Origin of the sequence: Algibacter pacificus, assembly GCF_008033385.1 — a bacterium.
In the GTDB taxonomy this organism is placed as follows: domain Bacteria; phylum Bacteroidota; class Bacteroidia; order Flavobacteriales; family Flavobacteriaceae; genus Algibacter; species Algibacter pacificus.
The window spans coordinates 157,839-180,273 of record NZ_VOGY01000008.1 but is presented as its reverse complement, the minus strand read 5'-3'; the positions used below and the strand labels follow the sequence as shown (position 1 = coordinate 180,273).

Annotated in this window: 20 protein-coding genes; 14 read left to right on the top strand and 6 right to left on the bottom strand. The window is 33.2% G+C overall.

Features of this window, described 5'->3' with window-relative positions; genetic code table 11:
- Window positions 1–19: 19 nt before the first annotated feature.
- The 3 genes from FQU21_RS13390 to FQU21_RS13380 form a co-directional block, all read right to left on the bottom strand.
- Entirely contained in the window at window positions 20–1,981 is a 1,962-nt protein-coding gene (locus FQU21_RS13390) for a DUF7849 domain-containing protein (protein ID WP_147678512.1), read from the bottom strand.
- 194 nt (window positions 1,982–2,175) lie between these two features.
- Window positions 2,176–3,147, bottom strand: coding sequence for a hypothetical protein (locus FQU21_RS13385; protein ID WP_147678511.1), 972 nt, complete (start codon window positions 3,145–3,147; stop codon window positions 2,176–2,178).
- An 82-nt stretch (window positions 3,148–3,229) separates the two neighbouring features.
- Window positions 3,230–3,664 carry a hypothetical protein gene (locus FQU21_RS13380; RefSeq protein WP_147678510.1) on the bottom strand — a complete coding sequence of 145 codons (435 nt, stop codon included), beginning with the start codon at window positions 3,662–3,664 and terminating at the stop codon, window positions 3,230–3,232.
- A gap of 133 nt (window positions 3,665–3,797) precedes the next feature.
- Between FQU21_RS13380 and FQU21_RS13375 the strand changes: the two genes are divergently transcribed.
- Together FQU21_RS13375 and FQU21_RS13370 are read left to right on the top strand one after the other, a co-directional pair.
- Window positions 3,798–4,379: an RNA polymerase sigma factor gene (locus FQU21_RS13375; RefSeq protein WP_147678509.1), complete on the top strand. Its 582-nt coding sequence runs from the start codon at window positions 3,798–3,800 to the stop codon at window positions 4,377–4,379.
- A gap of 5 nt (window positions 4,380–4,384) precedes the next feature.
- The gene (locus tag FQU21_RS13370; protein ID WP_147678508.1) at window positions 4,385–5,131 is read left to right on the top strand and encodes a tetratricopeptide repeat protein; all 747 of its coding nucleotides are present in this window, start codon (window positions 4,385–4,387) and stop codon (window positions 5,129–5,131) included.
- A 106-nt stretch (window positions 5,132–5,237) separates the two neighbouring features.
- On the opposite strand, the gene FQU21_RS13365 is transcribed toward FQU21_RS13370, so the two are convergent.
- Window positions 5,238–6,869 carry an ABC-F family ATP-binding cassette domain-containing protein gene (locus tag FQU21_RS13365; protein ID WP_147678507.1) on the bottom strand — a complete coding sequence of 544 codons (1,632 nt, stop codon included), beginning with the start codon at window positions 6,867–6,869 and terminating at the stop codon, window positions 5,238–5,240.
- A 231-nt stretch (window positions 6,870–7,100) separates the two neighbouring features.
- On the opposite strand from FQU21_RS13365, the gene FQU21_RS13360 reads away from it, so the two are divergent.
- The 5 genes from FQU21_RS13360 to tsf all read left to right on the top strand — a co-directional run bounded on the left by FQU21_RS13360 (window position 7,101) and on the right by tsf (window position 11,089).
- Window positions 7,101–8,003, top strand: a complete 903-nt coding sequence (locus tag FQU21_RS13360) for a hypothetical protein (RefSeq protein WP_147678506.1) — start codon at window positions 7,101–7,103, stop codon at window positions 8,001–8,003.
- 210 nt (window positions 8,004–8,213) lie between these two features.
- On the top strand, window positions 8,214–8,669 hold the full coding sequence (rplM, locus tag FQU21_RS13355; protein WP_147678505.1) for a 50S ribosomal protein L13: 456 nt from the start codon (window positions 8,214–8,216) through the stop codon (window positions 8,667–8,669).
- A 1-nt stretch (window position 8,670) separates the two neighbouring features.
- The gene (gene rpsI / locus FQU21_RS13350) at window positions 8,671–9,057 is read left to right on the top strand and encodes a 30S ribosomal protein S9 (protein ID WP_147678504.1); all 387 of its coding nucleotides are present in this window, start codon (window positions 8,671–8,673) and stop codon (window positions 9,055–9,057) included.
- A gap of 193 nt (window positions 9,058–9,250) precedes the next feature.
- Complete coding sequence (gene rpsB / locus FQU21_RS13345; protein ID WP_147678503.1) at window positions 9,251–10,027, top strand: 30S ribosomal protein S2; 777 nt, start codon at window positions 9,251–9,253, stop codon at window positions 10,025–10,027.
- A gap of 87 nt (window positions 10,028–10,114) precedes the next feature.
- On the top strand, window positions 10,115–11,089 hold the full coding sequence (tsf, locus tag FQU21_RS13340; protein WP_147678502.1) for a translation elongation factor Ts: 975 nt from the start codon (window positions 10,115–10,117) through the stop codon (window positions 11,087–11,089).
- Window positions 11,090–11,245: 156 nt separating this feature from the next.
- On the opposite strand, the gene ppk2 (FQU21_RS13335) is transcribed toward tsf, so the two are convergent.
- Together ppk2 (FQU21_RS13335) and ppk2 (FQU21_RS13330) are read right to left on the bottom strand one after the other, a co-directional pair.
- On the bottom strand, window positions 11,246–12,016 hold the full coding sequence (gene ppk2, locus FQU21_RS13335) for a polyphosphate kinase 2 (protein ID WP_147678501.1): 771 nt from the start codon (window positions 12,014–12,016) through the stop codon (window positions 11,246–11,248).
- 3 nt (window positions 12,017–12,019) lie between these two features.
- Window positions 12,020–12,868: a polyphosphate kinase 2 gene (gene ppk2, locus FQU21_RS13330; RefSeq protein WP_147678500.1), complete on the bottom strand. Its 849-nt coding sequence runs from the start codon at window positions 12,866–12,868 to the stop codon at window positions 12,020–12,022.
- 297 nt (window positions 12,869–13,165) lie between these two features.
- Here ppk2 (FQU21_RS13330) and pyrH point away from each other — a divergent pair, with 297 nt between their 5' ends.
- From pyrH to FQU21_RS13295, 7 genes are all read left to right on the top strand, one after another.
- Window positions 13,166–13,873 carry a UMP kinase gene (pyrH, locus tag FQU21_RS13325; RefSeq protein ID WP_147678499.1) on the top strand — a complete coding sequence of 236 codons (708 nt, stop codon included), beginning with the start codon at window positions 13,166–13,168 and terminating at the stop codon, window positions 13,871–13,873.
- A 49-nt stretch (window positions 13,874–13,922) separates the two neighbouring features.
- Entirely contained in the window at window positions 13,923–14,480 is a 558-nt protein-coding gene (gene frr, locus FQU21_RS13320; RefSeq protein WP_147678498.1) for a ribosome recycling factor, read from the top strand.
- A gap of 79 nt (window positions 14,481–14,559) precedes the next feature.
- Complete coding sequence (locus FQU21_RS13315) at window positions 14,560–15,822, top strand: DUF5686 family protein (RefSeq protein WP_147678497.1); 1,263 nt, start codon at window positions 14,560–14,562, stop codon at window positions 15,820–15,822.
- Window positions 15,823–15,869: 47 nt separating this feature from the next.
- Entirely contained in the window at window positions 15,870–18,269 is a 2,400-nt protein-coding gene (locus tag FQU21_RS13310; protein WP_147678496.1) for an efflux RND transporter permease subunit, read from the top strand.
- 123 nt (window positions 18,270–18,392) lie between these two features.
- A complete protein-coding gene (gene asnS, locus FQU21_RS13305) occupies window positions 18,393–19,826 on the top strand; it encodes an asparagine--tRNA ligase (RefSeq protein WP_147678495.1) in 1,434 nt (477 codons plus the stop codon).
- 148 nt (window positions 19,827–19,974) lie between these two features.
- A complete protein-coding gene (gene rpoN, locus FQU21_RS13300; RefSeq protein WP_147678494.1) occupies window positions 19,975–21,432 on the top strand; it encodes an RNA polymerase factor sigma-54 in 1,458 nt (485 codons plus the stop codon).
- Window positions 21,432–22,037 (top strand): hypothetical protein, encoded by a 606-nt coding sequence (locus tag FQU21_RS13295; protein ID WP_147678493.1) that lies wholly within the window; start codon window positions 21,432–21,434, stop codon window positions 22,035–22,037. Before rpoN ends, FQU21_RS13295 begins: the two co-directional genes overlap by 1 nt.
- The last annotated feature ends 398 nt before the right edge of the window (window positions 22,038–22,435 follow it).

Genomic DNA, 22,435 nt, shown 5'->3' with positions numbered 1-22,435 from the left:
GTCTCTGGATTTTTTCAACTTAAAATTTCCAAATGGCATAAAACTGCCAATAATTGAAGTTGTCTTCAAAATTCAAAATATATCTTGCGCCTAAGCTTGGACCAATTCTTGCAAACCCTGCGGTGGCCTCAAAAAGTAAACCTGTTCGCACATTGCTGTAAGATTTACTCTTGGTTTCGTTTTCTTCAAATGTATTAAATGGTTTATTATTTGTTTGTATGGCATCGCCATCAAATTGTTCTATCAATCTGTTTTCTGTTTGTTTTTCACTTACCGAAATGGTGTTTTGAAACCCAGCTCCAAGCCCAATATAGTTATTCAAATTATAGCGTAATAACATGGGAATATCCCAATCGATGTTTTCATAAGTCGATGCGCTAGTTGTACGTTCTATAAAAGGGAAGCCTACGGCGCTCTCGTCTACATTGGCAGTGGTTACAGTAGTTTCTCCATCATAATTATGAAAGTTGTTTAGTAGTTCCACTTGCCAATACCATCGGTATGATTTGTAAGGTGAAAGCGTGGCGCCGATAAAATAACTTTCGGAATTTTTTAAATCGGCAAAGGAATTATAACCCACTTTTGCCCCAATAGAAATTCCTGGCAAAAATCGGGTTGTGGAATAATTGGTGATAATGGGATCGTTTTTATCAAAAATAATAGCCGTTCTACTTTTGGTTTTTGTTTTATGAAAATCTTTGGCAAATTTTATGCTGTATTTTACAAAGCCTTTGGTAGAGTCGTATTCCTTTACGTTTTTTTGCTCGCTACCGGGCAGATAAATATTTTTAAAGGTGAAAATAGCCTGAGTATCGGTAAAAGTGGTATCCAAACAACTGTAAAGTACTTCGCGATCGGGACATATTTCGCATTTGGGATACATATCGACCACTTTTAAAGTCGATTTATCAAGCATATCTGGAATATCAGTTTCTAATTTTATGGTGTTTGCTGGCCCTTCGCCATTATTTTGAAACTTGATTTTATATTTTAAAGTTTTAAAACGTACCAATCTATAATTCATAAAAGTACTATTCGAAGACATTTTATTAGGATCGTGCGAAGTTACAATTTCCATTTCCATGTCTTTTACTTTGTGGTTGTCGTAATTAGAATCTGGCACATAAATACCCCGAACCGAGATAATAGCGCTAGTATCTTTAACCATTTCGGGAGTGGTTTTTAAGCTGAAAAAAATATGACGTTCTTCTTCGGGTTGCATATTATCGAACTCTAAAACTTCCCAGTTTTTGTACAGCGCTTGAGCTTCGGATACACTTAAAGGTAAATTTGTTTTTATAGTAGAATCTTGGGCTACGGTTTTATAGTTTGTTTCTTCATTATTTAAAGAAGCCAAAAAAGTATCATCGTTTTCAATGTTTTGTGTGGAAGCAAAAACATCGGTTTCTATGTTTTTTTCATTGTGATATAATCGGGTATCGGTTAATTCAAAATTGTTGGCTTTGTATTTTAATTCATTAAAAAAGAGATATATCTTCCCGTTTGTGGTGTAGTCTTTGGTGTTTTTATAGCTTAAAATAGTAACAATCTCTTGGTTTGGTACGGGTTCTCTATTGCGTTTTAATGTAAAATCGGTTTCCATAGAGGCTTCCTCTTGAAAATCTTCAGTAACCGAACTGATGTTTATTTTTTTTGGTCGGGTGGTTGGTGGCTTTCCGGTATCATAATTATTGGTTGCCCAAAGTTTTACTTCGTATTCGCCTTTCTTTTTATAAATATGTTTTGGGTTTTCTTCCTTGCTATAGCTGCCATCGCCCATTTCCCAGTAATGGGTGTAAAAGGCTTTTGGAGCACCAGCAATTTGATTTAATTCTGGTGTTTCGGGAGTAAATAAAACAGCATTTCCTATTATATCGGCTTTAATAGTAGCCTTACGAGTAATGGTATCATTAATGGATTCTTGTCCAAAAACAAATAGGGGTAATGCTATAATAAGACATAGAAAGGCGTGCTTTTTCATAATAGAGTTTAGTTGATTTGCTTATAAATATACAAAAGAGAATGTGTTTAAAATTAAAAATGATGTTTAACCCGTTTAGTTAGCCGGAGTTGGTGATTAAATTTTAATATTAAAAACCCAGAAACAAGAGTTTCTGGGTTAAAATAAGCCCTGTTTAACTTATTTGAAATAATTGAGGAACATGAGCTAAAAAATTAAGGCAAAGCGTTTATAATGCTGGTAAGTTGGGTTTGGGTAACAACAGATGTTTCGCTATCAGTAAAGGTAATTACACCGTTTTCTACTATGGTTACGGCTTTTACTGCGTATTTCCAATCGTTAGCTTCTTCGGTTACAAAAATAACGTGACATTCTAATCCTATGGGAATTTGTCCGTAATGCTCGCTAAATAAACCAGAATTAGCATCGTAAGTATCTAAGTTGGCTAAACCTGTATCTTCGCCGTCATAAGATAAAAACACAGAGCAATTTTGATTATCGTAACCTTCTGGAACCCCCACTAAAATAGTTGTTTTTTCACGAGGGTCGTTATAAAAACGATCCACATTAGACCATCCAAAATCGCTAAGAAATGCATAGTATTGGTTGCCTTCGGCAAAAACACCTCTTTTGTCTTGGTCTTCATTTGCTTCTTCCCAGGCTAGGTTACCATCTTCATCAATATTACCGTTCCATAGAATCATGTCGTTATCCACGCCTCCTGTTAAATCGGTTGGGATGCCTAATTGAATATCGCATCCAATTTCTAGATTAGCACCGTTTTGTGTGGCGTTTATAAAAAACTCACCACCTGTTAAAAGCAAGGCTTTATCACCATTCGGCATAACGCCCATAGTTGGTTTGTTGGTAATAAGCATATTTCCTTTGTCGAAAATTTCAATAAATTCTAAATCTACTTGTCCGGTAACAGCATTTCCGTTTAAAGTTAAACAGGTGCCGTTAATGTAGATAGATACACCGTTTTCCGAGGTTAAAGAAACATAAGGATCTTCTGCATTAAACTGAAAGTTTTGGGTAATGCTTTCCAAAGCATCGTCTTGTAAATTATTATACTCGCCGGCCGTTGCACGTACCGCAGTATATTCGGCGTCGTTTTTGTCGTCACAGCTTGTAAATAATAACGCTGTTAGTAATAGTGTTCCTAAAATGTGGTTTAAAGTTTTCATAATATTTAGTTTTAATTGTTTATTCACTGATATATAAACTAGGTTATGGTTTTGTTACCCAGTTTTGGATTTTATTTTTAATTTATTGTTGTGGCTGACTGATAATTATTTTATCCACAATGACATCGCCCGAGGCTACAAGCGCAATCATTTTATGAGCATAAGCTTCGGAAGACGAATAACCTCTTGCCGTTGCCGTTGCGGTTTTTACTTCCCAGAAATAATTTCTGTTTTCATTTGTATTCACATCACTTTTCAGTATAAAATAACTGGTAATTTTTTGGTCTCTCACAATTTCCCCGCTGCTCGATAAAGCAATCATACGTTCGGCTTGTTTTAAACTTAATGCGGTTCCGGCGTATTCGCTTTTATTGGTTTTTACTTCCCATTCAAAAACTTGAGCGATGTTGTTTTCTGTAAGTTCAGTTGAAGGATTAAGGGGCATTTTTTCATTGGTAGCATGCATATTTAATATGGATAATACGACCATTCCGATAATTAAAATTGAATTTTTCATAATTTATAAATGTTTAGTTTGATTAAAAAAAGGTATGTCTATTTGACTGTTACACCCTTATATCAAAACCATTTTAAATTTGTTACCCTTTATGTTGAAACTTTTTTTACTTTAGTAGCAAATACAAGGGTTAATGAGTGATAAAAAAATACACGAAGACCAAAAATATATCGATGGGTTATTAAAAAACAACAGTTTTATAATACAAGCCATTTACGATAAATTTGTGCCAAAAGTGATTAATTATATTAAACAGAATAGCGGTAATAGCGATCAGGCTCAAGATGTTATACAAGACACGCTTGTTACTATTTATAACCAAGCCAGCGAAAAAGGATTGCAGCTTACCTGCCCATTCGATGCTTATTTTTTCTTGCTATGCAAACGCAAATGGCTAAACGTTTTAAAAAAAACATCGAATAAAGAGGTAACAATTAATGAAGAGGTGCTATCTAAAGGAGACGAGGCTCTAGAACTAGCATTCGAAACGTCGGTATTTGGCGAAAAACAAGCATTATTTGCCGAAATGTTCGAAAAAATGGGTGACGCTTGTAAAGATTTGTTGAAAGCAACCTTTAAAATGAAATCTATGGAAGATGTTGCCAAAAGCTTAAACATAACCTATGCTTATGCACGAAAAAAGAAATCCTTGTGCATTGGCAAACTTACCGAGTTGGTTCGTGAATCTCCTAAATTTAACCAACTTAAAAATTAACCATCATGGAAGAAAAAGATTATATACAATTTGAAGATTACCTTTTCGGAACCTTAAGCAAAACCGAAACCGAGGTGTTCGAAAATAAACTAAAAACCAATAACGCTTTCGCGGAAGCATTTCAGACGTATAAAAATTTATCAAATTATTTAAGTGATAAATATGGGAATGAGACAGAATCGGCTGCTTTTAGAGCTAATTTAAGCGATATTTCGAACAAATATTTTAAAGAAAAACTAGCGATTTCCGAAGAAAAAAGTAGTAAAAAACCTTTCGAATTTTATAAATATGTTATTGCAGCCTGTGTGGTTGTTATGTTGGGTGTTTTTACGTTTAACCAGTTTTCCAGCCCGTCGTATAGCGATTTTAATAATTTCGATCCGGTAAGTTTAACGGTTAGAGGTGAAAATGATGCCCTTTTAAAAATCGCCGAAAAAGCCTTTAATTCTAGAGATTTCGCTGCCGCGGAAAAAGCTTTTGCCCAGTTAATTGAAACTGATCAAAATAATGAAGCGTGGAATCTTTACAACGCCATTAGTAAGATAGAATTAAATCATTATGATGAAGCAGACGATATATTAACCGAAATAGCCAATGGCAATTCGGCTTATAAAAATAAAGCTATTTGGTATTTAGCATTGAGTAAATTAAAACAGGAAGATACTTTAACTTGTATTGATATTTTAAAAACCATTCCCGAAGATGCTGATGATTATGAGCGGGCTCAGAAATTATTAGACCAATTGGATTAACTCACATTTCAGTAAAAGAAAAATCAAAATAAAAGCCCTTTCATATTTTTTTATGAAAGGGCTTTTGGTATGTGTTAAGTTTTAGAATAAAGGAAGTAATTTGTTATTACAAATCGATAGCTTTTAAACTTTCAATTCTATTTCTAACCAAGAAATCGTCGATAGTTTCAAAATGTTCGATAACGCGTTTTTCTTTAAATTCGAATACTTTGTTGGATAAACCTTGAAGAAAATCTCGGTCATGCGAAACTAAAATAAGGGTGCCATCAAAATCGAGAAGCGCTTCCTTTAAAACATCCTTAGATTTTAAATCTAAATGGTTTGTTGGTTCATCGAGAATAAGCAAATTTACAGGTTCTAATAAAAGTTTTACCATTGCTAATCTGGTTTTTTCACCACCCGAAAGTACACTTACTTTTTTATCGATATCTTCGCCTTTAAACATAAAACGCCCCAAGATGTTTTTTATTTGAGTACGAACATCGCCTTTGGCAACTTCGTTCACGGTTTGGAAAATGGTTAAATCTTCATCTAATAAAGCGGCTTGGTTTTGTGCAAAGTAACCTACCTGTACGTTGTGACCTAATGCGCATTCCCCATCCACATTAATTTCACCTAAAATAGCTTTTATCATGGTCGATTTTCCTTCTCCATTTCGCCCAACAAAACTCACTTTTTCACCACGGGCAATAGACATGTTGGCGTTATTAAATACCACGTGTTCTCCATAAGATTTTGAAACATCTTTAACTGTAACCGGATAATCTCCCGAACGCTGTGTTTTAGGAAATCGTAGTTTTAAAGCCGAGGTATCTACATCGTCAATTTCAATAATTTCCAATTTTTCTAGCATACGCTCCCGCGATGAGACTTGGTTGGTTTTAGAAAAAGTTCCTTTAAAACGATCGATAAATGCTTGGTTGTCGGCAATAAATTTTTGTTGTTCTTGGTAGGCTTTTATTTGGTGTGAGCGTCTGTCTTCTCGTAATTGTAAGTAATGGCTATAATTGGCTTTGTAATCGTAAATACGTCCCATAGTCACTTCTATGGTGCGGTTTGTAATGTTATCGATAAAGGCTTTATCATGTGAAATAACAACTACGGCATTGGCTTTGTTTAAAAGGAAATCTTCCAACCAAATTACCGATTCTATATCAATATGGTTTGTAGGCTCATCCAATAATATAAGGTCTGGTTTTTGAAGTAGAATTTTAGCCAATTCAATGCGCATACGCCATCCACCACTAAATTCGTTGGTGTTTCGTGTAAAATCGTCTTGTTTAAATCCTAAACCTTTTAGGGCTTTTTCAACTTCAGCATCGTAATTAACATCTTCAAGGGCATAATATTTTTCACCTAAATCGGATACACGCTCAATAATTTTCATGTAGTCGTCCGATTCGTAATCAGTGCGCGTTTCCAATTGTTTGTTTAAGTCTTCCATTTCGTCACGCATGGTGAATACGTGGCTAAAGGCTTTACTGGCTTCATCGAAAACAGTAGTATCATCTTCCGTTAATAAATGTTGCGGTAAATAGGCTATAACAGCTTCTTTTGGGTAACGTACATGACCGCGGGTGGCAGATTGTACACCGGCTATAATTTTCATCATGGTAGATTTTCCGGCACCATTTTTTCCCATTAAGGCAATTTTATCGTTTTCATTAATGGTAAACGATACATCGCTAAATAAGGTATGCCCGCTAAACTCGACTGCTAAATTATCAACTGAAATCATATTATATCTATAAGAAAACGCAAAACTAACAAAAGAGAATTATTAGAAAACATAATAATTTAAAAAAAAACATATATATAATGAATTGACTTAAAGTGCTGTAAATCAGTGTTTTTTTTGTGCTTTAAATAGGCGAATTTTAAAGGGTGGAATAAATATATAATATAAACCTGTAATTTTTTATTTGATAAACCGTCTTAAAGTGCTCAATCTTTAAAACCAAACAATGTTATGAAAATTAAATTATTTTTAGCGATAATTACAGTATTTAGTATTGGGATACAAAATACTCAAGCTCAAATTAATCCAGACGGGTTTTTTAACAAAAAAGGAGAAGCAAATATTTCGCTTTCTTATACTTTTGCAACTTATGAGAAGTTCTATTTAGGAACAGATAAGCAAGATGCCGTGCCAGCGCACAACCAAATTGACCAAAACATATATAATGTCTATGCAAATTATGGTTTAGCAGATAATATTACGGCTATTATAAATTTACCTTATATTCAAGCTGAAGGTGATGGTGCTGCCGATCCTGTAAATGGCTCTACAGAGCAATCCGATCTGCAAGATATTAGTTTATTAATTAAGTGGGCGCCTTTTGTAACAAAGTATGAACATGGTAGTATGACTGGGGTTATAGCTGTAGGAGGATCCTATGCTTTTGATTATGAATCTAACGGGATTCTTTCTCTAGGAAATGGTGCGTCATCTATTGATGGTAAATTAGGCTTTCAATACAATAATAATTCTGGATTTTTCGGTAATGCTTTTGTAGGATACTCTATTCGAGGAGAAGCAGATAATACTTTAGGCTTAGGTACGGGGGCTAAATTTGATGTTCCTAATAGTGTAAATGCTCAAATAAAATTAGGATATGCAGGAAAATCATTCTATGCAGATGCTTGGTTTGACGCACAAAAAACTAATGGTGGTTTAGATATTAACTCACCTAACTTTGCAGGTAATTTTCCGGAAACTAAAGTGAATTTTTCTAGAATAGGATTAAACCTTTATGCTCCTATATCAAAAACTATAGGTGTAAGTGTTGGGTCTGGTACTGTAGTAAGTGGTAGAAACATAGGTAAAGGAACATACTATTCTGGAGGTGTTACCATAGGATTGGGTAAATAAGCGATAATTATTGTAAAGTAAAAAAGCTAGATAAATTTGATTTATCTAGCTTTTTTTATAACCCTACATCTAATTATCTTAAAGTCTTATATATCAATACTTTTAAATTTATTAAAAGAATATACCACACTATTTGGTAATCAAATATATAATCGTAAATTTGCAAACTCTTTTTAAGAGAGGAATGTTTAATAAAAAATAATTAAAAACGTGGACACATTAAGCTACAAAACGATTTCAGCCAACAAAGCAACTGTAAATAAGCAGTGGGTTTTAGTTGATGCTGAAGGACAAGCACTTGGTCGTTTAGCTTCTAAAGTTGCAAAACTTTTAAGAGGTAAACACAAGCCAAACTTCACACCTCACGTTGATTGTGGTGATAACGTAATTGTTATCAACGCAGAAAAAATCAGTTTATCTGGTAACAAATGGAACGATAAAACGTACATTCGTCACACTGGATATCCAGGAGGTCAAAGAAGTTTAACTGCTACAGAATTGTTTGGAAAAGATCCTTCAAGAGTAGTAGAAAAATCAGTTAAAGGAATGCTACCTAAAAACAAATTAGGTGCCGAGTTATTCCGTAATCTTACCGTTGTTGTTGGAACAGCTCATAAACATGAAGCTCAAAAACCAGCTGTAATTAATCTAGAAGAATTTAAATAACATGGAAGTAATTCACAAAATTGGCCGTAGAAAGACGGCTGTTGCTCGTGCTTATGTTTCTACAGGAACAGGAAACATTACGATTAATAAAAAAGACTTAACTAATTATTTTCCTACAGCTACTTTACAGTACAAGGTAAAACAACCATTAGTTTTGACTAACAATGACAGCAACTTTGATATTACAGTAAATGTATATGGAGGTGGTATTACTGGACAAGCTGAGGCTGTTCGTTTAGCAATTTCTCGCGCAATGTGTGAGCTTGATGCAGAGAACAGACTAATCTTGAAACCAGAAGGTTTATTAACTAGAGACCCTAGAATGGTTGAACGTAAGAAATTCGGTCAGAAAAAAGCGCGTAAGAAATTCCAATTCTCGAAACGTTAATATCCTGGACATGGTTCAGGATCTGTTTTTCAGATGCCTGGTATCATTTCAAACAAAATAAAAAAACAAGTTATTGTTGCCCTATTATTAATAAAATTAATAGGATTTAGTTTAGCATCTAAATGAAGCCAAAAGCCTAAAATGCTTAAATGGAACATTGCTAATTCAACAGAACGTAAACTATTATTACAAAATGGCAGTAGAAGTAAAAGAATTACTTGAAGCAGGTGTACATTTCGGACACCTTACACGTAAGTGGGATCCAAACATGGCGCCTTACGTATATATGGAGCGTAACGGTATTCATATAATTAATTTATACAAAACAGCAGCTAAAATTGAAGAAGCTGGAGATGCATTAGCTAAAATAGCTAACTCTGGTCGTAAAATTTTATTTGTTGCAACAAAAAAACAAGCTAAAGATATCGTTGCTGAAAAAGCGGGATCTATAAACATGCCTTACATTACTGAGCGTTGGCCAGGTGGTATGTTAACTAACTTTGTTACTATTAGAAAAGCGGTTAAAAAAATGGCTACTATTGATAGAATGAAGAAAGATGGTACGTTTTTAACCTTATCTAAAAAAGAGCGTTTACAAGTTGACCGTTTAAGATCGAAGTTAGAAAAAAACTTAGGTTCTATAACTGATATGACACGTTTACCTGGAGCTTTATTTGTTGTAGATATTAAGCGTGAGCATATCGCGATTAAAGAAGCACAAAAATTAAACATTCCAATTTTTGCAATGGTTGATACAAACTCTGATCCACGCCAAGTGGATTATGTAATCCCTGCAAATGACGATGCTTCTAAATCTATCGATAAAATTTTATCTCACGTAACTTCTGCAATATCTCAAGGATTGGCTGAACGTAAAGCAGATAAAGATGCTGCTGCCTCTGCGAAAGCAGAAGCGCCTAAAGCAAAAGCTGCACCAGCACCAAAAGCTACTGCTGAAGAAGAAGAATAAAAATAACATTAACAAAACACAAATAAGTCGTTTAGTTCTTTTCTTTGTAGAAAATATATTGAACGACTTTTTTAAATTATAATAACTATGAGTACTACAGTAAAAATTACAGCCGCTGAAGTAAACAAATTAAGACAAGCTACTGGCGCAGGAATGATGGACTGCAAAAAAGCTTTAGTTGAAGCGGAAGGCGATTTCGATAAAGCTATTGAGGTTTTACGTAAAAAAGGACAAAAAGTAGCTGAAAAAAGAGCCGATAGAGACTCTTCTGAAGGTGCTGCTGTTTCTAAAATTAATGCAGATCAAACTGAAGGTGTTGCTATTGTTTTAGGTTGTGAAACTGATTTTGTTGGTAAAAATGAAAACTTTTTAGCTTTAGCAAATCAATTGGCTGACATTGCATTAAATTGCGATTCTAAAGACGCTTTTTTAGCTGCTGATTTTGATGGAATGACGGTTGCTGAAAAATTAACAGAGCAAACAGGTGTTATTGGTGAAAAACTAGATATTACTGGTTTTGAAAAATTACAAGCAGCATTTGTTGGAACTTATGTGCACATTAATAAAATTGCTGCTTTAGTTGGTTTATCTGCAAAAGTTGATAACGCTGAGGTTTTAGTTAAAGATGTGGCTATGCAAGTAGCATCAATGGGAGCAACTACATTATCTTATAAAGATTTTGATCCTGCTTTTGTTGCATCGGAAACAGAAGCTAGAATAGCGGTTATTGAAAAAGATAATATCGAGTTAGGGCGTTTAGGAAAAACTCTTAAAAACGTACCTCAATACATTTCTATGTCTCAATTATCTGATGAGGTTTTAGCTCAAGCTGAGGAAGCTGCGAAAGCAGAATTAAAAGCTGAAGGTAAACCAGAACAAATTTGGGACAGAATTTTACCTGGTAAAATGGAGCGTTTCATTTCTGATAACACCACATTAGACAAAGAAAAATGTTTATTAGACCAAAATTTCATTAAAGACGAAAAATCTACTGTAGCAAAATATGTTGCATCTTACGGTGAAGTTGAAATTACAGGTTTCAAACGTGTATCTGTTGGATAATTAATAGTGATTTAATTTTCGCTTAAACGAAACTAAAACATAATAAAAACCACTACGCTTATTAGCTGTAGTGGTTTTTTTATGTTTTATTTTTGCATTTTATAATGCAAACTTTTAATCTCAGAAATAATCTGTTTACCTTTTGTTTAATGTAGCTTATTCATTATAAGGTAATAAGTTTAAGACTTGTTGCATAGCTTCAATTCTGGCTTGACTTTTTCTATTTGCTTTTATAATAATCCAAGGCGAAATTTCAGTATTTGTTTTTTCAAACATTTTGTTTTTATAATCGGTGTAGGAATCCCAAAGTTTTATGGCATTTTGATCTACTTTGCTAAATTTCCATTTTTTTAAAGGACTCGATTTTATATCTTCAAATCGTTTAAGTTGTTCGTTCTTCGAAATAGAAAAATAAAATTTTATCAATCGGGTTCCCGATTCAATAAGCATACGTTCAAAATCGTTAACTTGATTCATAAAAATGTTATATTCTTCTTGAGTACAAAAACCATTAACAGGTTCTACAACCGCACGATTATACCAACTTCTATCAAAAAAAACTATTTTTCCTTTTCTTGGAAGGTTGTTTATATAGCGTTGAAAATACCATTCTCCTTGCTCTTCCTCGGTTGGTTTAGGTAAAGCAACTACTCTAAATTCTCGTGGGTTTAAATGCTGTGTTATACGCCTAATAGCTCCGCCTTTTCCTGCAGCATCTCGTCCTTCAAATAGAATTACCACCTTTTCGTCGTTGTTTTCTACCCATTCTTGAAGTTTTCTTAACTCTACTTGTAATTTTTTAAGCTTTGTTTCATAATTCAATAATTTCACTGCTTTTAAAGGAGTCATCGTCTCGTCTAACAAAAAATATTTTAAACCCTTTTTGCTGTTTAATTTGGTTATGCTTTTATCTGATATTTTTGCCATCTTTTAATCAATTTGTTTAACCATTCTATGGTAGCGTTGCACTATATTTGGATCTGGTAAAATGGGTGTTCCGGAGTTTCCTTTTCCATCATAATTAAATTTCGATAGTACATAACGAATACTTTCTAAGCGAGCGGCTTTTTTTTCATTGGTTTTTATAATTATCCAAGGGCTAAAAGTGGTATGTGTTTTACTAAACATTTGTTCCTTGTAATGGGTATATTTATTCCAAAGTTTTTGCCCTTCTTTATCCACCTCGCTAAATTTCCATTGTTTTAAAGGGTTTTTTAGCCGTGAATCAAATCGTCTTACTTGTTCATCTTTGGAAATAGAAAACCAGAATTTTATTAATTCCACCCCATCTTCGTAAAGCATATGTTCAAATTCTGTAACTTGAACCATAAACTTATTATATTCTTGTTCGGTACAAAAGCCCATTACAGGCTCCACTACGGCCCGGTTATACCAACTTCTATCAAAAAAAACCAATTCTCCAGGGTTGGGTAATTCTTTAATATATCGTCTAAAATACCATTGGCCACGTTCTACGTTGGTTGGTTTTGTAAGGGCAACAACGCGCATAGATCTTGGGTTTAAATGTTCTGTAAAACGCCTAATGGCACCACCTTTTCCTGCAGCATCTCGGCCTTCAAAAATAACACAAACTCGTTTGTTATATTTTGCAACCCATTGTTGTAAGTCTACAAGTTCTGCTTGTAATTTTATAAGTTGTTTTTCATAATTAATAGAATGCATTAAGCCTTGGAAGTCTTCTTCGGATAATTTATTGCGGAGTAATTCTATAAATTCTTCTTGATTTTTACTTTTTTCTAAATCTTGTTGTGTTAGCATATATTTTGATTAAAGAAGGAATTCCCAAATTTTAATTCAAGAAAAATACAATTTTTTATCGTTTTTAGTGAAATAAAATTACATTTTAAATCGATAATTATTTTAAGTTCTGTTGGGTGAAACACATAAAATGTTGGGTTGCATTAATTAAATTACCAATTATTAAATATGGGTAAGTAGTTATTTTGCTATTTATAGGTGAAAATCTCATTTCATATAAATTCAAAAAAATAAAAATTTTATGTAGCTTTGCGAAACTTTTGTTTGCAGGAAAACGAACATCTCATAATTTATAAAATGAAATATAAAAGAATACTTCTAAAATTATCAGGCGAAGCCTTAATGGGTGAACGTCAATACGGTATAGATCCAGATCGTTTATCTGAATATGCACAAGACATTAAAACCATTACCGATCAAGGCGTTGAAGTTGCGATAGTTATTGGAGGCGGAAACATTTTTAGAGGTGTTGCCGGAGCTAGTAAAGGTATGGACCGAGTTCAAGGTGATTATATGGGAATGTTAGCAACCGTAATTAACGGTTTAGCATTACAAGGTGCTTTAGAAGATGCCGATATTCCAACACGTTTGCAAACCGCCATTAAAATAAATGAAGTTGCAGAGCCTTTTATAAGAAGAAAAGCCATGCGTCATTTAGAAAAAGGACGTGTCGTTATTTTTGGAGGAGGAACAGGAAACCCTTATTTTACCACAGATTCTGCTGCAGTATTAAGAGCTATTGAAATAGAAGCCGATGTTATTTTAAAAGGAACTCGTGTAGACGGTATTTACACTGCAGATCCCGAAAAAGACTCGAAAGCAATAAAATTTGATAATATTTCTTTTGATGACGTTTTACGCAAAGGTCTTAAAGTAATGGATACCACGGCATTTACATTAAGTCAAGAAAATGAATTACCTATTATTGTTTTCGATATGAATACCAATGGTAATTTACTTAAAGTGGTTTCTGGTGAAAAAATAGGTACAAAAGTGAACGTTTAAAACTTGGCGGAAATTTTGGATATAGCAAAACCTTATTAAAGTTAAAACAATGAACGAGGATATTGAATTTATATTAGATAGTACAAAAGAGGCAATGGATAACGCCATTAAGCATCTTGAAAAACAATTTATAAATATTAGAGCAGGTAAAGCTACTCCAGCCATGCTTGGTAGTGTTATGGTAAATTACTATGGCTCTCAAACTCCAATTGGGCAAGTGGCTAATATTAACACGCCAGATGGTAGAACCATTACTGTACAGCCATGGGAGAAAAATATGCTACAGGAAATTGAACGAGGAATTGCTTATGCAAATTTAGGTTTTAACCCAATGAACAATGGTGATATACTAATAATTAGTGTGCCACCATTAACCGAAGAACGACGTAGAGATTTAGCAAAACAAGCTAAAGCTGAAGCAGAAGATGCTAAAGTGAGTATCCGTACGGCACGTAAAGATGCTAATAACGAGATTAAGAAAAATGACGATATATCGGAAGATATAAAAAAGAATACAGAAATTGATGTGCAACAAATGACAGATAGGCACGTTAAAAAAGTAGATGAACTTTTTGAATTAAAAGAAAAAGAAATCATGACTGTGTAAACGAAAGTTTATTTCAGAGAAAAAATAAAAAGCGACAAATTTGTCGCTTTTTTTATCATTTTTATTCCTCTTGCTTTAAATGAAACATAGAATTCTGTTTTTATTTATTTTATGCGCTGTCGTTTTAAACGCGCAAAATGAAGTTCCAACGGAACCAGCGCAAGATTCTATTAAAAGGAAGGCTTTTTTAAAACAGCTTGGCAATGGCTTTTTTCCAACAAATTATTTTAATTTCGATTTACGATATTTAATAAAATACAACCAATACGAAGGGGTTAGAACCGGTATTGGTGCAGAGACAAATCGAGCGTTTTCAGAAAAATATCGTGTAAACTCTTATTTAGTTTATGGCTTTAGAGATGCTAGATTTAAATATAGCTTGGGTGGCGGTTTTAGAGTATCCGAAGTTTCAAATACCTGGTTAAATTTATCGTACACCGATGATTTACAAGAAACAGGAAGTACTAATTTTTTAACCGATAAACGTTTTTTTCAGTTTTTCGAACCTCGATTACTTAACATCGATTTGTTTCATAAACATATAACCAAATCGATTTCTATAGAGCATGAGTTTTCATCTAAAATTTTAAGTGAAACGCAATTTTCTACGAGTAAAATAGATCCAACTTATGAGTATGGGTTTAACCTTGGTGGCAATGTGTTTAATAATTTTACTATTAGTTCGGCTAAAACAACGTTGCAATGGAGCCCGTTTAGTAAGTTTGAATCTACAAAAGAAGGCATAAAAGAAACCAAAGATGGTTTTCCTAAGTTTACCTTACAATACACCAAAAGTTTTAAAAATGTTTTAAAAAGTAATTTTAATTTTTCTAAATTCGATTTTAGAACAATTTACCAAATTGGAGATTCTAAAAGTGCACATTCCAGAATAACAATCGTGTCGGGAATAGCTAGTGGCGATACCCCTTTAACCCATTTATACCACGCTTATCCAAACAATATTAACAAAGCTACTATTTTGCAACGCTTTTCGGTAGCTGGATTGAATAGTTTTGAAACGATGTTTTTTAATGAGTTTTTTTCCGATAAGTTTGCCACTTTTCAGTTTAAACATTATTTAGCGCCTTTTAAAATTACCGAACGTTACAAACCTCAAATGGTTTTAATATCACGCTATGCTATTGGCGATATGGCACATTCGCAGCGTCATGAAAATATTACTTTTGGATCCTTAGAGAAGGGGTACACCGAATCTGGTTTCGAACTTAATAAATTGTTTTTTGGTTTTGGTTTAAGCTTTACCTACCGTTATGGTGCTTATCACTTACCTGAAATTGGTGACAATGTTGCTTTTAAGTTTACATTTAACGTCTCTTTATGAGGTAATCTATTCCTTTTTTCTACCTTTGCGCATCTTTTAAATAAAGCATGTTTAAACTATTTACTAAGAACTTTTGGAACATAATTGCGGGATTAATTTTACGCAATAAAATTATTATACTTATTTGCATTCTTGCGACTACTATTTTCTTTAGTAGGCAGTGGGATAACATGCGGTTTACTTATACCGAAGCTAATTTATTGCCGGACGATCATGAGGTTAATATTGTTTATAACAATTTTTTAAAAATATTTGGCGAAGAAGGGAACTTAATTGTACTTGGTGTAAATGACTCTACACTTTTTACGGTTGAGAAACTAAATGCTTGGAATAACTTGTCGGAAAGTTTTGCAAATTCATCCGATGCTGTAGAATCTGTTATTTCAATTAAAGAACTTCAAAAACTGGTAAAAGACACCAAAAATGAGCGTTTTGTATTAGAACCTTTTATTAAGGATTCTATTAGCTCGATAGCGGAAATTGAAACTTTGGAAAATGATCTTTTCAAAAAATATCCATTTTACGATAATTTCTTATTCAATAAAGATACAAAAACAATTCGATCGGCTATTTACATGAATAAGGCCATTGTAAATACATCGGCTAGGAAAGATTTTGTAATAGATGTTTTAATTCCTAGAGTTGAAGCCTTTGAGGCTAAATACAATTTAGATGTTCGTATATCGGGTATGCCTTATATTCGAACTTTAAATTCTACTAATATCGTTTCGGAAATAGGTCTTTTTGTTGGAGCCGCATTATTAGTAACTTCTCTTATTTTCTTTTTCTTTTTTAGATCGTTTCGTGCTACTTTAATTTCAATTGTAGTGGTTTGTATTGGTGTTATGTGGACACTTGGTATTATTGGCTTGTTAAATTATGAAATCACGGTTTTAACCGCTTTAATTCCGCCTTTAATTATTGTAATAGGGATTCCTAATTGTATTTTCCTGATTAATAAATATCAGCACGAAGTAAAATTGCATGGTAATAAAGCCAAATCATTACAACGGGTTATTACCAAAATTGGTAATGCAACGTTAATGACAAATGTAACTACGGCTTGTGGTTTTGCAACTTTTATACTTACAGAAAGTAAACTTTTAAAAGAGTTTGGTTTAGTGGCTTCGCTAAGTATTTTTTCAATTTTTATATTATGTATTCTTATAATTCCTATTGTATATTCCTTTTTACCTTATCCAAAGGATCGCCATTTAGAGCATCTTAATAAACGTTGGATTGGTGGTTTTGTTAACTGGATGGAGCACATGGTAAAACATAAGCGTATTACTATTTATATTACATCTGTTGTGCTTTTAGCTCTAAGTATTATTGGTGTTTATCAAATAAAAATTTCTGGAAGTTTAATAGAAGATATGCCTCAAGAATCGGATTTTGTAAACGATATTCGGTTTTTTGAACAAGAGTTTAATGGTATTATGCCTTTAGAAATAATGATAGATACTAAACGTAAAAAAGGCGTTATGAAACTATCTACTTTAAAGCGCATGGACGAGTTGGAAGAGCTTATTGTAGAAACGCCAGAACTTTCAAAACCTATTTCGGTGGTTGGTTTGGTTAAGTATTCTAAACAAGCTTATTATAATGGGAATACTAAGTTTTATCAGTTGCCAACGTCGCAAGAAAATAGTTTTATTTTATCCTATGCTAAAAACTCAACATCCAACAGTAATTTACTTAGTGATTTTGTTGATAAAACTGGTCAGTATGCCAGAATTACCACGTTTATAAAAGATGTTGGTACAGATAGAATGGAGCGTATTCAGGAAAATCTTCAAGATAAAATAGATAAAGTTTTTCCTAAAGAAAGATATGAGGTAACCATGACGGGTAAAGCATTGGTTTTTCAAAAAGGAACAAAATATTTAGTCAAAAATTTAGCCATTTCATTATCGTTAGCCATATTTTTAATAGCACTTTTTATGGCTTATATGTTCCGTTCCTTCCGAATGATTGTTATTTCGCTAATCCCGAATTTATTGCCTTTAATTATAACAGCAGGTTTAATGGGGTACTTAGGGGTGCCTATAAAACCATCTACAATACTAGTATTTAGTATCGCTTTTGGTATTTCTGTGGATGATACTATTCATTTTTTGGCAAAATATCGTCAAGAACTGCAAGCCAATAATTGGAAAATTAAGGTGTCAGTTTATGGGGCATTGAGAGAAACAGGTGTTAGTATGTTTTATACATCCATTGTATTGTTTTTTGGGTTCTCTGTATTTACCATTTCAAGTTTTGGCGGAACAGTAGCACTTGGCGCATTAGTTTCTGCAACCTTATTATTTGCTATGTTATCTAACTTATTATTACTACCGTCCTTATTGCTTTCTTTAGAGCGTAGCATTGCTAATAAGGAAGTACTACGTAAACCCTCTATAAATATTATACCAGAAGAAGATGGAAGTTCTAGTGAAAATTAGTCATTTTAATTACACTTTAAAACATCTTAACACCTAATAAATAAAAATTTTCATAATTTTCGAATTTATTATTTTAATTTTTACTGTTGAAACCATTATATTTACATTTCAAAATTAGTTTATATGCAATCACGTACTGTTTCAGAATTATTAAAACAAAACACCACATTACTTGAAGTTGATATAAAAGGTTGGGTTAGGACGTTTAGAGCTAACCGATTTATTGCCTTAAATGATGGTTCAACCATAAATAATATTCAGTGTGTTGTAGATTTTGAAAACTTTGATGAAGCGCTTTTAAAACGCGTAACCACAGGTGCCGCAATACATATAAAAGGAGAATTGGTAGAGAGCCAAGGTAAAGGTCAAAAAGTAGAAATTCAAGTGAGTCATTTGGAAGTTCTTGGAGATTCAGACCCTGAAACCTATCCTATTCAACCAAAAAAACATTCGTTTGAATTTTTAAGAGAAAATGCACATTTACGCACAAGAACTAATACATTTAGTGCGGTTATGCGATTAAGATCGGCCCTTTCTTTTGCCGTTCATAAATATTTTAATGAAAATAGTTTCTATTATATGCACTCGCCAATTATAACGGGTAGTGATGCAGAAGGCGCTGGAGAAATGTTTAGAGTGTCTAGTTTAGATAATAAAAATTTACCTTTAAATGAAGACGGAAAAGTAGATTATACCAAAGATTTCTTCGGAAAGGAAACAAATTTAACCGTGTCGGGGCAATTAGAAGCAGAAACTTATGCCATGTCTCTGGGGAAAGTATATACCTTTGGACCTACATTTAGAGCTGAAAATTCAAATACATCAAGACATTTAGCCGAATTCTGGATGATAGAACCGGAAGTCGCTTTTATGGATTTAGCCGGGAATATGGATCTTGCAGAAGATTTTTTGAAATCGGTAATTACACATGTGTTAGAGCATAACCGAGAAGATCTAGAGTTTTTAGAAAATCGATTATTAAACGAAGAAAAAACAAAACCACAGGCCGAACGTAGTGATATGAGTTTAATTGAAAAATTAAATTTTGTTACTGAAAATAACTTTAAACGTGTAAGTTATACCGAAGCTATTGATATTTTGCGCCAATCTAAACCTAATAAAAAGAAGAAATTCAAGTATTTAGTAGGGGAGTGGGGCATGGATTTACAAAGTGAACATGAACGCTTTTTAGTTGAAAAACATTTTAAATGTCCAGTAATTTTGTTCGATTATCCAGCGGATATTAAGGCGTTTTATATGCGTTTGAATGACGATGGAAAAACCGTTCGTGCTATGGATATTTTATTTCCTGGTATTGGGGAAATTGTTGGAGGAGCGCAACGTGAAGAACGTTTGGATGTGCTAAAACAAAAAATGGTCGCTATAGATATTCCAGAAGATGATCTTTGGTGGTATCTAGATTTACGTAAATATGGAACAGCAGTACATTCTGGTTTTGGTTTAGGTTTCGAACGTTTAGTAATGTTTGCTACAGGCATGTGTAATATTAGAGATGTTATTCCATTTCCTAGAACGCCTCAAAATGCAGAGTTTTAGTAAAAATCAATCTGTTTATTAAGTTTATACTTGGCTATTAGCTGTGCTTTTATTTATCTTTGAAGGGTGTGATTTAAATCATACTATTGATTAATTTATTTGTTTCTAATCGTTTATTTAGATTAGTCATTCAACCTTAATTCAAATCATGCTTAAGCAATATCTACAATTTAAACTCTCGCAAAAACTGTCGCCACAGCAAATTCAGTTAATGAAACTGATTCAGCTACCTACACAAGCTTTTGAACAACGTTTAAAACAAGAATTAGAGGAAAATCCTGCGCTAGAAGGAGGGAAAGAAGAAGTCGATAGCGACTATGATTCGGATTTAGATAATTCTGACGATTTTGGAGATAATGAAATTATAAGTGCAGAGGATATTAATGTTGATGAGTATTTAAGTGATGATGAAATTCCGGAGTACCGTACACAAGCTAATAATTATAGTGCCGATGATGAAGAAAAAACTATGCCTTACGCTGCAGGAACATCATTTACCCAGCATTTAATTAATCAATTAAACACGTATAGATTAAACGACGAAGAGCGAGATATTGCCGAATTTTTAGTAGGAAGTGTGGATGAAAGTGGATATATCCGTCGGGAGTTAAGCGATATTGCCGACGATTTAGCGTTTACTCAAAATGTATATACCGAGGAACCTCGTATAGAAAAAGTACTTAAAATTGTTCATCAATTAGATCCGGCAGGGGTGGGTGCACGTAACCTTCAAGAGTGTTTAAGCATTCAGTTGCATAGAAAAAATAAAACAGCCGATACAGCTTTAGCCATTGATATTATAGATACAGCTTTCGATCAATTCACGAAAAAGCATTATAAAAAATTGCTCCAAAAGTTTAATATTACCGAAGCGCAGTTAAAAGATGCTATAAAGGAAATAGAACACTTAAATCCAAAACCAGGAGGGTCTTATGCAGGAAACAATCGTATTGTAGAGCATGTGGTTCCAGATTTTGCAATAAAAATTGTGGATGGTGAATTAGAGTTAAGTTTAAATGGTCGTAATGCTCCAGAACTTCATGTGTCTCGAGAGTACAATAATATGCTTAAAGGTTATAAGGAATCTAAAGATAAATCTAAATCGCAAAAAGATGCAGTTGTTTTTATAAAGCAAAAACTAGACGCGGCAAAATGGTTTATTGAGGCTATAAAACAACGTCAGCAAACGTTATTTGTTACTATGAGTGCTATCATGCATTACCAGAGGGAATACTTTTTAACTGGTGATGAGCGTAACTTAAAACCTATGATTCTTAAAGATATTGCCGACGAAATTTCAATGGATGTTTCTACCGTATCTCGTGTGGCAAATAGTAAATATGTAGACACACCTTATGGCACCAAATTGATAAAAGAGTTCTTTTCTGAGTCGATGAAAAATGATCAAGGTGAAGATGTTTCCACTCGGGAAATAAAGAAAATTTTGGAAACGGTTATTGACGAAGAAAATAAGAAGAAGCCATTAACAGATGAAACATTGGCTTCAATTTTAAAGGAAAAAGGATACCCTATTGCTCGTAGAACGGTTGCTAAGTACAGAGAGCAACTTGATATTCCTGTGGCTCGTTTACGTAAAAAAATATAATGAATAAAGTCCTTAAAAGTATTTCATATATTTTTCATCCGTTATTTATGCCATTAGTTGGTGTGCTGTTCTATTATTATATTTCACCACGATTTGTAGCACAAGAAATTGTAGAAGCCAAGCTGTTTTCGTTATTTATACTCATGGTTTTATTGCCTATTTTAATGTTTTTTTTATTAAAAACTATAGGCAAAGCGCTAACTATTCATTTGGTAACTACTCGCGAACGTATTTACCCACTGGCTTTATATTGTTTTCTGCTTATATTGGTACTTAAACGTGTCATTACAATATCAGAGTGGTTAGAGTTGTATTATTTTTTTGTAGGTATATTAATATCTAATATGATATGTTTAACGCTTGCTGTCTTTAAATTTAAGGCCAGTATTCACATGATAGGTATATCAGGTGTGTTTATGTTTATTTTGGCCTTAGGAGTGCATTTTTCTATTAATATTACTGGGATACTAGCTTTTTTAGTTGTGTCTATAGGAGGTGTAGCAACTTCGAGGTTGCATGTAAAAGCACACACCATTAAGGAATTAGTTTTCGGTTTTTTTATTGGTGTTATGCCACAAGTTTTATTGGTGAATTTTTGGTTGTAAGTTTTATTACAATCTAGATGTCCATGGTTTTTAAAACCATTCTTAGTTTTAAATCTTTATTGTGTAAAAAGGCTTCTTTAAAACAGGTAAAGCAATAATTTTGTTAGTAGTATTGAGAGCTTTTAACGAATGAAATTTAATGATTCATTGTTACCAATAAGCTTTTAATTATTTTAGGGTAATTTGTTTTAAGCTTGTTCGGTAATGCTCGTTTTCATAGTCTTTCAGGCTTCTTCTTTTGATAATTTGTAATAATCGTCATTGTTCTATTTTTAGGAATTTCCTTTGCTAAATGTTCTGCGAATTTTAAACGATCACTATTTTTAATAATTTTAATGGTATTCGTTGTTTTGTCTTTACAACCAGTAAATAATACTATGGATAAAAGAGTTATTATG

Bases quoted from the DNA above. Each gene is read 5' to 3' on its own strand.
- FQU21_RS13315 (WP_147678497.1), top strand. From the start codon at position 14,560: ATGAAACATAGAATTCTGTTTTTATTTATTTTATGCGCTGTCGTTTTA.
- FQU21_RS13375 (WP_147678509.1), top strand. From the start codon at position 3,798: ATGAGTGATAAAAAAATACACGAAGACCAAAAATATATCGATGGGTTA.
- rpoN (WP_147678494.1), top strand. From the start codon at position 19,975: ATGCTTAAGCAATATCTACAATTTAAACTCTCGCAAAAACTGTCGCCA.
- FQU21_RS13370 (WP_147678508.1), top strand. From the start codon at position 4,385: ATGGAAGAAAAAGATTATATACAATTTGAAGATTACCTTTTCGGAACC.
- rpsI (WP_147678504.1), top strand. From the start codon at position 8,671: ATGGAAGTAATTCACAAAATTGGCCGTAGAAAGACGGCTGTTGCTCGT.
- frr (WP_147678498.1), top strand. From the start codon at position 13,923: ATGAACGAGGATATTGAATTTATATTAGATAGTACAAAAGAGGCAATG.
- ppk2 (WP_147678501.1), bottom strand. From the start codon at position 12,016: ATGGCAAAAATATCAGATAAAAGCATAACCAAATTAAACAGCAAAAAG.
- FQU21_RS13385 (WP_147678511.1), bottom strand. From the start codon at position 3,147: ATGAAAACTTTAAACCACATTTTAGGAACACTATTACTAACAGCGTTA.
- tsf (WP_147678502.1), top strand. From the start codon at position 10,115: ATGAGTACTACAGTAAAAATTACAGCCGCTGAAGTAAACAAATTAAGA.
- FQU21_RS13380 (WP_147678510.1), bottom strand. From the start codon at position 3,664: ATGAAAAATTCAATTTTAATTATCGGAATGGTCGTATTATCCATATTA.
- ppk2 (WP_147678500.1), bottom strand. From the start codon at position 12,868: ATGCTAACACAACAAGATTTAGAAAAAAGTAAAAATCAAGAAGAATTT.
- FQU21_RS13365 (WP_147678507.1), bottom strand. From the start codon at position 6,869: ATGATTTCAGTTGATAATTTAGCAGTCGAGTTTAGCGGGCATACCTTA.
- pyrH (WP_147678499.1), top strand. From the start codon at position 13,166: ATGAAATATAAAAGAATACTTCTAAAATTATCAGGCGAAGCCTTAATG.
- asnS (WP_147678495.1), top strand. From the start codon at position 18,393: ATGCAATCACGTACTGTTTCAGAATTATTAAAACAAAACACCACATTA.
- FQU21_RS13295 (WP_147678493.1), top strand. From the start codon at position 21,432: ATGAATAAAGTCCTTAAAAGTATTTCATATATTTTTCATCCGTTATTT.
- FQU21_RS13390 (WP_147678512.1), bottom strand. From the start codon at position 1,981: ATGAAAAAGCACGCCTTTCTATGTCTTATTATAGCATTACCCCTATTT.
- rpsB (WP_147678503.1), top strand. From the start codon at position 9,251: ATGGCAGTAGAAGTAAAAGAATTACTTGAAGCAGGTGTACATTTCGGA.
- FQU21_RS13360 (WP_147678506.1), top strand. From the start codon at position 7,101: ATGAAAATTAAATTATTTTTAGCGATAATTACAGTATTTAGTATTGGG.
- FQU21_RS13310 (WP_147678496.1), top strand. From the start codon at position 15,870: ATGTTTAAACTATTTACTAAGAACTTTTGGAACATAATTGCGGGATTA.